Genomic DNA, 13,476 nt, shown 5'->3' with positions numbered 1-13,476 from the left:
CGCCTCTTTAAACACTTAATTTACATACTGTTAGTCCAGAATAAGTATTTAGGACATAATAGTATAAATTAAATTAATGTTTTTTTAAACTGTGATGGCGTTAACCCTTTGTGTTTCTTGAAGATAGCATTAAAATTTGATTTAGAATTAAAGCCAACTTCATTAGCTAAGCCAAAAAGTGTAAACTGCTCATTTTGGTCTTTTTTGAGGCTTGTAACGAAAGCTTCAACTCTATATTCGTTAACAAAATCTTGAAAACTTTTACCTAAATGGATATTTAAAACTTCCGAAATATACTGTCGTGGAATGTTGATTTCTTGAGATAATTTATGAATGGATAGTTTTGGATCTATATACAATTCTTTTGTTTTCATTGCATCTAATATGGTAATTTTATAGCTTTCAATTTGTTGCTTATTTAAATTAGAGCCCTTGTATTTATTCAGCTTAGATATTGGCATTAACGCTTTAGGGTTGACTATTAAATAATATGTGATGCCATAGAATAAAAATGCTATTATAATTAGAAAATAACTTTGGTATTCTGTATCATTAGAAGTGAGAACTTCATTAAAACCAATCAATTCAGCACAATCATTTACATAGTTCACCCCCATCAGCAATGTAATAGGTACGGTTAAATATAGAATCCAATATTTTGATTTATTTTTAAAAAGATCAATTATTATATAAATTAAGTAAGCTAAAAAAGTAACTTCTATAAGTTTTTCGAACAGCTCGATTAATAAAATTTCTTCAATCTGAAAAAGTTCAATGATTTCAATAATGAAATATATAATATTAGGTAAAAAAAAGAAAAAGTCTTTTTTGTTGAATTTTTCTTTGTCTGACTTGAAATACTTAAAAAACAGGAATAAAAATGTTATGAATAATGAGCTATCAAAAAGAAACCAACCTCTACTTTCTGCTAAAAGATTATTATCATCATCTCCAATTATAAATAACAATATAGAAACAATACTCCCTACTAATAACCAAAAAGTTGGCTTCTTATAAATTTTACGCTTCTTAAATAAAATAAATAGCAGAAACAGCCCTTGAATAAGAGCAATGATTTGAATGGTTTTCAACATTTTTGGCTAGTTTTATAAAACAACGCACATAATATAAATAAAATTGTATTTCCATTTCACACACATTCCACTGCACTCCTACTCGTCATTTCGTGAAAAGAGTGTTTCATTAACATCGTAGAGAAACATTTGTCAAGAAAAAAATAAAGAAAAACATGTATTAAACTTTCACTTTTTACCAAAGCAAAGTTATATAACACAGAACGTTATAGTACAAACGACAATATTTGTTAATTAGCTTTTATACCAATTCAAAAAAGAGGTTACAAAATGTTCTTTCTTTCTTGAGGACACTGGTATTTTTTTTCCGTTTTTAAGGTAAATAGTACCAGACTTCTCATACTTATCTATAAACTTTAAGTTTACTATAAAGGATTGATGCGGGCGAATAAAGTTTACCGCAATAAGCTGATCTTCAAACTCTTTTATAGTTTTAGATGCAACATGTTTCCTCCCATCATTACAGTAAAATGTGGTGTAACCTTTATCTGATTCGCAATAAAGTAATTCATTTAAATCTATAACCTGAAAGCTATCGTGTAGAGATACAATTAATTTAGTATCGTCATTACTCCATACTTCTTTTACTTTTCTAATTTGTTGTTTTTGTTCAGCTATAGGTAAATGTTTCACCTTTTCTAAAGCAACTTTAAGCTCATCTACGTCCACTGGTTTTAAAATATAATCTATCGCTCCACTCTTTAAGGCTTTTATGGCATATTCTTCATAAGCAGTGATAAAAATCACTTTAAATTGTAAGTGTTCTGTTTGCTCTAAAAACTCAAAAGCGTTACCATCAGTTAGATTAATATCTAAAAAAATTAACTCTGGTTTACAAGCACTAGCCACAACAACAGCTTCTTTTACTGATATGCACTCTCCAACAACCTCTACTTCTGCATCTATTGTTTTTAAAATATTAAGTAACCCTTTTCTAATATAGGCTTTATCTTCTACTATTAATGTTTTCATCATACCACAAGTGTTTTATGAGGAATTACTAAAGTAACAATAGTACCTTGCTCATTGTATTTTTGCCTATCTTCAATACTAATAGAACCTTCCATTTTAAAATCTTTAGATAATATTTTTAAACGCTCTGATGTTATTGATGATGATAATGATTTTTTATAACTTTTTTTATTTGCTTGTTGAGACTTATAACCTATTCCGTTATCTGTTATAAAACACATTAATTTTTTGTCTGCATATGTCAGTTTAACATCTATTTTCCTATTTGTTTCTTGACCTTCAAATGCATGCTCAATAGCATTTTCTACAAATGGCTGAATAAGCATTGGTGGAATTTCAAATAAAGACACATCGATAGTATCTTCGACTAAAACTGTAGACTGATAAGCGCTACTTTCTAAATTCTGAAGTGTTAAATAATTTTTAATAGCTGTTAACTCTTGTGACAAAGAAACCGTTTTATCTCTTGAGTTTTCTAAAGTAATGCGCAATAATTTTGAGAATTTTGACAAATAATTAATCGACTTTTTTTCTTCTTTATTCAAAATCATCCCTTGTAAGACTGACAATGAATTAAAGATAAAATGCGGTGTCATTTGCGAACGCAATAGTTTTTGTTCTATAACTGCATTTTGGGTCTTAGCCTTGGCATGGCCTAATTTCTGGTAGAAAATAACAGCACCCAATAACATTGAGATTAAAAGAACACCAATAATTGCCCATAAATAATTGCGCTGGGTTTTTTCTAAATTTATATTAGTTTCTGTTATTGTTTTTGTTAATTGTAATTCTCTTATGCTTGCAGAATCTAATGCTTGCCTGTGTTTGTATTCAGATTCTAATCGTGTTATTTTTTCAATATTTTTCTTATTAAATAAGCTATCGTTTAATATTTGATATTGTTGATGATTTTGAAGGGCTTTTTTATAATTACCTATATGATTATATATGTCAGAAAGTATTTTATTAGCATCTCTTTGAAAATTTAAAAGTTCAAGATTATCTGCAATCTTTTTACCTTTAAGAACGTGGGACAATGCGCTACTATATTTTTTTTTAATTACAAGGATTTTGGCTTGACCCAGAAAAGAATAGCATATGTTTCGTTGATTATCAACCTCTAAGCTCATTTTTTTTGCTGATTCAAAATATTGATATGCTGTGTCATATTCATTTAATGCTAAATAGACATCAGCAGTATTAATTAGTGCAATGGCTTCACCTCCTTTATCATTCATTTCTCTATAGACTTTTTTTGCATCATTAAGATATTGACGTGCCCTTTTATATTCTTTTTTTGCTGTATAAGCTAAACCTATATTATTATAGTTACTTGCAGTAGCATTTTTATAATTGCCTTTTAAATAGTTTATAGATTCTTTAAAACAATCTATTGCTTTATCATAATTTTCTAGCTCTGTATAAATAGGCCCCATATTACCAAAAACATTTCCTATTGCTACACTATCTACATGTTTTTGGGCTATTTCGAGTGATTTTTTATAATAATCCAAGGCTATTGTGTAATTTCCTTGGTAAGAATAAATAATCCCTAAATCACTAAAGCAACCAGAAAGTAATGTTTTATTTTTTGTTCCTTTTCCTTTAAGTAAGGCTTCTTTATAAATTGACTCAGCTTCATCATAATCCCCTATTAAAATATAAGACCATCCTACATCATTCAAAACACCAAATACTTCCTCTTTATCATTAAGTTTTTCACTAATCATTAAAGCCTTTTTGTAATGCGATATAGCTTGTTGTTGATCCCCTTTTTTATAATAGAAATGTCCCATTTCTTTATAACATTCTGAAATTCCTTTATCAAAACCAATAGATTTATTTAGCTTAAGTGATTCTTCATACAACGGAAAGCCTTCTTCATACTTTGTTTTTGAAGCGTTAATTATTCCATTTATAAGCATGTTTTTAGCTTTCCCCTTAGGGAAATTCAGCACACTTAAAATTTTGGCAGATTTTTTTAAATATACCTCGGCAGTAGTAGTATCTATTTTCCTTAAACTGAATGCCAAATTGTTTAGAAGGTTTACTCTAATCGTATCTTCTACTTTATGATTTTGCAATACCAGTTTAAGACTATCTATTTCTGCATTTTGAGCTAGAATAGTAGTTGAAATAGAAAAAGATAGCACTAAAAAAAATATAAAGGAATTGATGATTTTCATATTAAAGGTAGAATTTCAAGCTAATTACAATATAATTTTTAACGATAACAAATAAAATACTAACTACAAGCACTTTAAAAACGCTTATAGTTAGTAAAAGGTAAATCTAGTTTTAGATTACGCTTATATTTTTAGCTACAAAAAAATAAGGTAAAAAATTAATGCATATAATAAAACCAAGGACAACTCTAACCTATACCTTTCTAAAAAACTAAGCATATTCAACAAGGTTTATAATATTTATTAATTAACTACAACTTTTTTGGTAGCTATTCCTTTATCAAAATGAAGTTTTAAAATATAAACACCACTATTAAAAGTTGATGTTTTTATTTCATCACTTGTACCTGTAGTTATTTTAGCTCCATTAATATTGTAAATGCTATAGTTTTTTAATTTAATGTTATTTGGATACGAAATTTTTAAAGCATCCGCTTCAGTAATAACCTTTATATTATTTGTTAATTCAAAATCAGTATTACTTAATAGCGCATCTTCGGTTACAGGATTAAAACCTGTCCATAACGCTCCAACATCTGTAACATAAGCACCCATAGTATTTGGTGGGATATGTAAATGAATGCTACTACGGTTAAAAGCAAAAGTATCATTAGTACCTGTTGTAATAGTTGGTGGTGTTGTAGCCAATGAGGTTACACTAGTTAATGGGTTGTTTCCAAAAGCTAACAAACCAATAAAAGTAACATTACTAGGAATAGTAACATCAGATATATTATTATCTACAAAAGCACCAATACCTATATCAGTTACATTAGCTCCTAATGATAGATTTATTATAGGATTAGTTGCAAAAGCTGTAGTACCAATAGTAGTAACACTATCTGGAATAGTTACACTTGTTAAGTTATTAGTGTTAAATGCTGAAATCCCAATTTCTGTAACACTATTAGGAATAGTAACATTTGTTAAGCCTATGTTTTCAAATGCTGAATCATCAATTTTAATTACATCAAATACTATAGAACCTGCTGTAACAGATGCTGGTATAACAACACTAGTGCCATTTGCTGGGTCGTAATTTGAAACTTCAGCTGTTGTTGGAGAAGTTGCTTCAAAAACCATTTTAAAGCCTGTCCAAAGTGCTCCGCTATCAGTAACATACTCGTCTGTAGTATTATTTGGTATAACCAAATTAATGTTACTACGACTATAACTAGAGCTTCCAAAAGTATCAGTACCGCCACCTGTAGTTATAATAGGAGGTATTGCACCTAATGAAATAATTGTACTTAAGGGATTATTAAGGAAAGCAATTGGACCAATATTAGTAACACTTTCAGGAATTATAACACTTGTAAGTTGATTTGTATGAAAAGCAGAAATCTCAATATTAGTAACACTATTTGGAATAGTAACATGGGTTAAATTTTTACTTTGAAAAGCTCCACCAGCAATATTGGTTACATCATACGCTACAACACTATAGGAAACAATAGCAGGTATATTTACTACAGTTCCCCCAGCTGTATTATAGCCTATAACTTCAACTGTATTAGATGTAGAAGAAGTTACCTCATAAGTTATAAAATCTACAACAAAAGTATCTCCAACCGCTAATGCATTTGCTTCTGTTACCGAATTAAAGCCAGTCCAACCCCCAGCAGCATAGGCAGCTGATGTTCCTGCTGGAATCGTTAAATCAATAACAGAACGGTTCCAAAACGAATCATTAATCCCAGGAACAAATATAGTAGGAGGTATTATTGCTTGTGAAGTCACAGTTGCTAATGGATTATCTCTAAAAGCAGTGTTCTCAATATTTGTAACAGTACTAGGGATAGTAACATGAGTTAAATTATTACTTCGAAAAGCACCAACATCAATATTAGTAATACCACTAGGTAATGTAATACTAGTTAATTGATTAGAACTAAAAGCACTACTAAAACTAGTAACACTATTTGGAATTACAATACTCTGTAGTTGGTTTTGACTGAAAGCAGCTGAGCCAATACTGATAAGACTATTTGAAAGTGTTGCATTAGTTAATTGATTGCTTTGAAAAGCAAATTGACCGATACTGGTAACACTATTTGGAATAGTAATGCTCGCTATTTGATTCGTTGAAAAAGCATGATCACCGATACTTTCTATACCGTTTTCTATAGTAACACTAGTTAAATTATTATGCCAAAACGCATACTGGCTAATACTGATAACACTTGAAGGTATAGTTACAGTTGTTAAATTCTGATCACGAAAGGCTTGATTTCCAATAGTTGCAATATTACTAGGTAAAGTAAACGTAACGCTAGTTATTTTGCCTGCTGATATAATATAATTAAAAGCATCGTCTCCTATGCTAGTTACATTATAAGTTGTGCTACTATTAGTAATTGTGTTAGGTATAACTACATCTGTATTACCACTATGATTGTAGTCATGGACTTCAACTTCATTAGGTGAAAGTGAAGTAATCTCAAAGGTTATAAAATTATCAACAAAAGTGTCTCCAACCGATTGAGAATATCCTATTATAGATATACAAAAGGTGATTAAAATAAGTAGGTTTCTTTTCATATTTGATTTGTTTAAAGGTTTATAAAAAGCCAAACTACCTTTATAAAACAAATCGAGAAATAGTAAATCTTTTTTTGTAGGGTTTTAATCAATAAGCGTTAGAGTTGATTTTATATGCGTTTTATGTTGACAAAACAATATACTACTCTCTTATTGTTGTTTCAGAAAGAATAATGTTTACAAAGTTGATATTTTTTTAGAAGAGCCCATAGTCTATCACACCTAGTGTGATGGCATTACTATAAAAAATATTTTAAGAAAACATCCTTAAACTAATCACAAAGCACATTCAATTCTTGAGAATCAGATATGGTAAGATTTGGAACATCCTGCCCACTATAAATTTTGATACAAGACAAATCTGGGTTATTATACACCGATAAAAAACTTAATGCATTAAGGTTACTCACATCAAGTCCCGTTAGTAAATTACTAGATATCCACAATACAGTTAAAGCACTGTTTTGCTCTAAATTAAGTTCCTTAATTTTGTTATCTGAAAGCACTAGAGTTTCTAACAAGGTATTAGATGACACATCTATACTAGTAAGCTTATTTGTTTTTAAAAAAATGTTTTTCAAGTTTACAGCACCTTCAACATCAAAAGATTCTAAATCGTTATCACTTATATACAAGACCTCGATAGCTTCGTGGTTAATACTAAACTCTTTTAAGTAATTAAATGATGCATCCAACCTTTTTAACTTGGTGGTATTTGACATGCCCATAAGCGTAGTAAGCTCATTAGATTCTATATTTACCTTAAGCAATTCTGGGTTATTGCTTAAGTCGATGCTTTTAATATTATTAGCGAATAAAATCAAGGTATCTAGCAACTTATTGTACTTTAAATCGATTTGGGTAATGCTATTTTGTGCTGCTGATAATTTCTTTAAATCTACAAATCCTTCAATACCCGTTAAATCATTAATATCTAAATTATCTACATTAAGATCCTGAATGTTTTTTGCATCTGTTTTTAACATTTGCTTATTCACGGTATTATCAGAATCGATTCCTAGACTTATTAATTTAGCTTCAAAATTGGCATCTGGAATATTTAAGTATAAGTCATCAGATGGTGTATTTGTGTTATCATCTGAACAAGAGATAATTAAACACGATGGGATTACACAAATTAATTTTATAGCCTTACTCCAAGTCATAATCGATTTTTTTTCGCGCAAAGCTAAATAGAAAAGGGAGTTTTTCAGTATAAAAAAACGATTATTATTATCAATTTAACACAACAATAACATAGTAACTAAACGCCTGCAAACCCTTACTTTTTAAAGCGCTTACAATAAGACAGTTACATAAAAATATTATTTTAAGACTACTTTAGTTTTTTAAATCATCTAAAACCAAACGCAGTTCGCCATAGGTATATTTATTGTCAATCTGGTGTTTCAAATCTGATAGGTTTTCAAATTTATGCTTAGGGATAAGGGCTTTTAGCTCTTTATAGTGTGTTTCGGAAATTAGGTCGGTTATTTTTACTTCGCCCGTTGGTATAAAATGAGCTAAATGCCCAGTTATAGTATTAGAATTTAGTTCTCTTTGGTTTGCAATCTCATCAATAGATTTTCCTGATTTAAACAACTCTAAAGATTCTTTTTTAGTATCTCCTCGCTTTTTCTTGGGTTTTTCTACTTCAAATAGGTCTTCTTCAGTAGATATTTCTATATCATTTTCATCGCAATAGGCATGAATAACTTTTAGAATCTTGGTTCCATACTTTTCAACACGGGTTTTTCCCATACCATTAACCTGTAGCAATTCTTTTTTATTGGTGGGTAAGGTTTCGCATATTTCGTATAAAGCTTTCTGGGTAAATACCTGATAATGGATCAAATCATTTTCTTGTGCGATGTCATTTCTAAGCACTCTTAATAACTCAAATAATTCAACATTGGTAGTACCATCAATAACCGATTTTCGAGTTTTTTTAGGTTTTTCTTTTGCCAGAAAAATAGATTTTGCCCGCAATTCTAAAAAGGTTTTGACATTAAAACCTTTATCCAACTTTTGAAAGTACAGTAATTTGGTTGCTAAAAGCTCTTCTATCGTATCTAGTTGTTTATTAATATCTTTTTCAATCGCTTTATTATCCGTTGTAAAACCTAAAATTTTAAAAGGTTCGCTAATAGTGGTTTTGGTTTGCTCTCTAAAATAATGGACTGCTTTTACAAAACGTTCTTGAACATCTTTACTAGATTCCGGAGCTCCTGCCGATTCTGATAATGTTTTAAGTTGTGCTTTAAAACCATTGCCAATTTTCAATAAGCTAGTTACCTCTTCTTTTATGGTATTTAAGGGTGTTTCTAGCTGTCCTTCAATAATAGTTCTATTTTTATAATAAATATCTAAAATACGTCCTACAGGATATAAAAACTTATAAAAATCGAAAAGCTCTGCTATTAAATTCAATTGAAATTCAGCTTTCGATTGTTGTAATATCTCATCATTGGGCTGATTTTCTTCAGCACTTTTATTAAACGACAATACATTTGCATCGCTTATAATTTGGTTGGAGCTTATTTTACTTTTTAACACCAAACCTTCTAAAGATTTGCACCTGCTTAATGCCACATAGGTTTGCCCATGAGCAAAAGCCCCTTGGGCATCTATAATGGCTTTTTCAAAGGTTAAACCCTGGCTTTTATGAATGGTTATTGCCCAAGCCAATCGCAATGGCATTTGAGTATATGTACCTATTATGTTTTCAGAGATTTCGTTTGTCTCCTTATTAACCGTATAATTTATATTATCCCAAAGTTCTGGAGTGGTTACAATATTAAAATCATCATCAGGACAATTAATAACAACTTCATCCTTATCCAATAAAATAACCTTACCAATCTTTCCATTAAAGTAACGCTTTTCTGGTGAGCTATCGTTTTTAATAAACATAACTTGCGCTCCAACTTTTAAAATCAGCTCTTCCTTATTGGGGTAAGCATAATCTGGAAACTTACCTTCTACAACGGCATTATAAGTATGTGCTTTGGTTTTTAATTTGGTAAGCTCTGCTTTATTGGTTTGTTCTGCTCTATGATTATGAGTTGTTAAGGCAATGTAACCGTCTTTTTCGTCTGGTATAAAATTGGGTTGATAGCATTTATTTAATTCATCAGCCGAGGCTTGAGTAAGGGTGTCATTTCTAATTTCATTAAGAATATTAATAAACGTAGGATTGTCCTGTCTGTAAATATGCTTCAGCTCGATAGTTACAGCATGACATGCTTGATAGGCCTTGCTACTAAAAAAGAATCCGTTTTTATAATGTGCTTTTAATAATTGCCATTCGTCTTCTTTAATTACTGGTGATAATTGCTGCAAGTCGCCAATCATTAATAATTGAACGCCTCCAAACACTTTATTTTTATTTTTAAAACGTCTTAGTGTTTTATCAATGCCATCCAATAAATCGGCACGAACCATACTAATTTCGTCAATAACCAATAAGTCTAAAGACTTGATAATATTTATTTTGGTTTTATTGAATTTTCTGTTGAATCCAGAGGAAGGTCTCACTTCTACATCTGGTAAAATAGGACCAAATGGCATTTGAAAAAACGAATGTATAGTAACGCCTTTGGCATTAATAGCAGCTACTCCAGTTGGAGCAACTACTACCATACGTTTCAAAGATTTCATTTTTAACTTGTGCAGAAAAGTGGTTTTTCCTGTTCCTGCTTTTCCTGTTAAAAACACATTTCTATCTGTATTATTTACAAAATCCCAAGCTAAATCTAGTTCGTTATTTACATTCATAAACTACTAACTCACTTTTTTTACTAGTTTACCAACGGTTAGTCCTTGAACTAGTATCGAGAAAACCACGACTACATAAGTAATTACTAAAAACAAATCTCGTTGCATAGCCTCCGTAAGCCCTAATGCCAATGCAATAGAAATGCCTCCTCGTAATCCGCCCCAAGTCATAATCAAATTCGTTTTTGGAACAAAATCCAATCGTTTTTTAAAGAAACTTATAGGTAATAATAAAGATGTATATCTACATAAAAGTATAATAGGAATGGCTATTAATCCTGCTAAAATATATTTTCCATCGAAAGCTAAAACTAGCATTTCCATACCAATAAGCACAAATAATATGGTGTTTAAAAGAATATCTATAAGTTCCCAAAATTTATCGACATAACTTTCAGTAATCTCAGACATAGCACTACCTCTAACTGTATCGTTACCAACAATAAGTCCTGCAGTAACCATAGCCAATGGCGCAGATAAATGAAGCTTATGTGCAATTACGGTTCCACCCATTACTGCAGCAAGTGTTATAATAACTTCAATATCGTAATCGTCAATAGATTTCATTAAACGATAGGTTATCCAACCTAAAATACCGCCTAATAAAATACCGCCAAACACTTCTTTTCCAAAAAGACTAAAAACATCAAAAGCTTCTACTTCTCCAGTCCCTAAAGCGGCAATTTGAAAAATAGTAAGAAACACAACTACACCAACACCATCATTAAACAACGATTCTCCTACAATTTTAGCTTCCAGTTTTTTTGGTACTCCTGCTTTTTTCAAAATACCTAAAACCGCAATTGGGTCGGTTGGAGAAATTAAAGCACCAAATAGTAAGCAGTAAATAAAATCGACATCTAAATCTAGCAGCTTTAAAAGGTAAAACACAGTAATACCTACTAAAAAAGTAGACACTAATACGCCAAAAGTTGCAAACACAAAAACGGGCCAACGCTGTACCTTTAGTTGTTGGAAATTTGTATGCAAAGCCCCTGCAAATAGCAGAAAACTAAGCATAATATCTAACAATACGGTTTTAAAATCTATTTGTGTAATAATATATTTTTCAGCATTTAAAAGTGTAGAATCAAAATAACTTAAGGCAAAAACACCAAGAGTAAAAACAATAGTAATAAGCATTAACCCAATAGTGTTTGGTAACTTTAAAAAGCGTACATTAATGTACCCAAAAATTGCCGATAGCGTTACTAAAACTGTAATTATAAAAAAGTAGTCGTTCATTTCTCCTTTGTTTAGTTATGCTAAAGTAAAATTTTAAAATCTATATCAATGAACTCATCTGAACTTTTTTAATTTGCTAAAAAAATTAAATGAGTCCAATAATTTATGTTAAGTAATGCTAATATTATCGACTGAAACTTTTAGATTTATATCTTTAAATAAAATTTAAAACCACATGCAAAAAACATATTACGATCCTGCTGATTTAAGAAAGTTTGGAGATATAACAGAATGGAGCGAAGAACTTGGAAACAAATTTTTTGAGTATTACGGAAAAGTATTTGAAGAAGGTGCTCTTACAGCCCGTGAGAAATCCTTAATTGCTTTAGCCGTTTCACATACCGAGCAATGCCCTTATTGTATAGATGCTTATACTAAAGACGGATTACAGCGCGGGGTAACAAAAGAAGAAATGATGGAAGCCATACATGTTGGAGCTGCCATAAAAAGTGGTGCTACTTTGGTTCATGGTGTACAAATGATGAATAAAGTTAAAAAGTTAGACGGTTAGAGTTTTTTTAACAACCACTAAATGTCTCCTCGAGCGCAGTCGAGAGGTATTCATAAGGTCTCGACTGCGCTCGACCTGACAACAAAGTAAATAATGGTTACAAAGTCCCTACATAAACGCGAAAGCGACTTGGCTAATAGCAATAGGCAATTAGAAATTTTATCGAATGGTATTTTTCAAAACGGAGAATTACCAACCTTTAAAGCTAAAATTGCTGAAACTAATCAGTTTCCGCTTAAAGCAAAAAAATTAGAAATCCTACAAATAAACGTTGGTTATATGTGTAACCAAGTTTGCGAACATTGCCATGTTGATGCTGGTCCTGATAGAAAAGAAATTATGACACGTGAAACTATGCAACAATGCTTGGTTGTTATTAAAAACACTGGAGCGCACACTTTAGATTTAACTGGAGGTGCTCCTGAAATGAATCCAGATTTCAGATGGTTTGTAGAAGAGGCAGCAAAGGCGGGTATTAAAGATTTTATAGTACGCTCAAATCTTACCATTATTAGGGCCAACAAAAAGTATTACGATTTACCAGAGTTCTTTAAAAAACATAATGTGCATGTAGTAAGCTCGATGCCACATTGGACACGTGGGAAAACGGACAAACAACGTGGTGATGGTGTATTTGATAAATCAATAAAAGCGTTACAAGAATTAAATGCAATTGGCTATGGTATGCCAAATAGTGGTCTTAAATTAGATTTAGTTTATAATCCATCAGGGGCCTTTTTACCAGGAGATCAAATGTCTATGGAAAAAGATTTCAAAAAGGCTCTATTAGAAGATTTCAATATTCAGTTTCATAATTTATTTGCCATTACAAATCTACCAATCTCAAGGTTTTTAGATTATTTAATTGCTTCAGAAAATTATGAAGACTATATGTATTCGCTCGTAGAAGCTTACAACCCTGCTGCTGTTTCAAATGTAATGTGTACGAATACGCTTTCCGTTAGTTGGGATGGTTATTTGTATGATTGCGATTTTAATCAAATGCTAGAACTACCTGTAAATAGTAAATCTAAACACATTTCTGAATTTAACGAAGACTTATTAGAAGGCAGGAAAATTGTTATTTCGCAACACTGCTATGGTTGTACAGCTGGTGCAGGAAGTAGTTGTCAAGGTGTGGTTGCTTAAT

At 30.9% G+C, this 13,476-nt stretch carries 9 protein-coding genes; 2 read left to right on the top strand and 7 right to left on the bottom strand.

Features of this window, described 5'->3' with window-relative positions; genetic code table 11:
- Positions 1-68 precede the first annotated feature (68 nt).
- The 7 genes from M3P09_RS03625 to M3P09_RS03595 form a co-directional block, all read right to left on the bottom strand.
- Positions 69-1,094: a helix-turn-helix domain-containing protein gene (locus tag M3P09_RS03625; protein ID WP_249972062.1), complete on the bottom strand. Its 1,026-nt coding sequence runs from the start codon at positions 1,092-1,094 to the stop codon at positions 69-71.
- Between the two features lie 234 nt (positions 1,095-1,328).
- Complete coding sequence (locus tag M3P09_RS03620; protein WP_249972061.1) at positions 1,329-2,069, bottom strand: LytR/AlgR family response regulator transcription factor; 741 nt, start codon at positions 2,067-2,069, stop codon at positions 1,329-1,331.
- On the bottom strand, positions 2,066-4,252 hold the full coding sequence (locus tag M3P09_RS03615) for a tetratricopeptide repeat protein (protein ID WP_249972060.1): 2,187 nt from the start codon (positions 4,250-4,252) through the stop codon (positions 2,066-2,068). Before M3P09_RS03615 ends, M3P09_RS03620 begins: the two co-directional genes overlap by 4 nt.
- Before the next feature lie 243 nt (positions 4,253-4,495).
- The gene (locus tag M3P09_RS03610) at positions 4,496-6,793 is read right to left on the bottom strand and encodes a leucine-rich repeat domain-containing protein (protein ID WP_249972059.1); all 2,298 of its coding nucleotides are present in this window, start codon (positions 6,791-6,793) and stop codon (positions 4,496-4,498) included.
- A gap of 272 nt (positions 6,794-7,065) precedes the next feature.
- The gene (locus M3P09_RS03605; protein ID WP_249972058.1) at positions 7,066-7,959 is read right to left on the bottom strand and encodes a leucine-rich repeat domain-containing protein; all 894 of its coding nucleotides are present in this window, start codon (positions 7,957-7,959) and stop codon (positions 7,066-7,068) included.
- A 175-nt stretch (positions 7,960-8,134) separates the two neighbouring features.
- Positions 8,135-10,570 carry a helix-turn-helix domain-containing protein gene (locus M3P09_RS03600; RefSeq protein WP_249972057.1) on the bottom strand — a complete coding sequence of 812 codons (2,436 nt, stop codon included), beginning with the start codon at positions 10,568-10,570 and terminating at the stop codon, positions 8,135-8,137.
- 6 nt (positions 10,571-10,576) lie between these two features.
- Entirely contained in the window at positions 10,577-11,815 is a 1,239-nt protein-coding gene (locus M3P09_RS03595; RefSeq protein WP_249972056.1) for a cation:proton antiporter, read from the bottom strand.
- A 175-nt stretch (positions 11,816-11,990) separates the two neighbouring features.
- Between M3P09_RS03595 and M3P09_RS03590 the strand changes: the two genes are divergently transcribed.
- Positions 11,991-12,326: an arsenosugar biosynthesis-associated peroxidase-like protein gene (locus tag M3P09_RS03590; RefSeq protein ID WP_099564589.1), complete on the top strand. Its 336-nt coding sequence runs from the start codon at positions 11,991-11,993 to the stop codon at positions 12,324-12,326.
- A 93-nt stretch (positions 12,327-12,419) separates the two neighbouring features.
- Positions 12,420-13,475 carry an arsenosugar biosynthesis radical SAM (seleno)protein ArsS gene (gene arsS, locus M3P09_RS03585; RefSeq protein ID WP_099564590.1) on the top strand — a complete coding sequence of 352 codons (1,056 nt, stop codon included), beginning with the start codon at positions 12,420-12,422 and terminating at the stop codon, positions 13,473-13,475.
- Position 13,476: the final 1 nt, after the last annotated feature.

The organism is Jejuia spongiicola (assembly GCF_023502325.1).
In the GTDB taxonomy this organism is placed as follows: domain Bacteria; phylum Bacteroidota; class Bacteroidia; order Flavobacteriales; family Flavobacteriaceae; genus Wocania_A; species Wocania_A spongiicola.
This window is presented reverse-complemented; position numbering and strand designations above follow the sequence as displayed.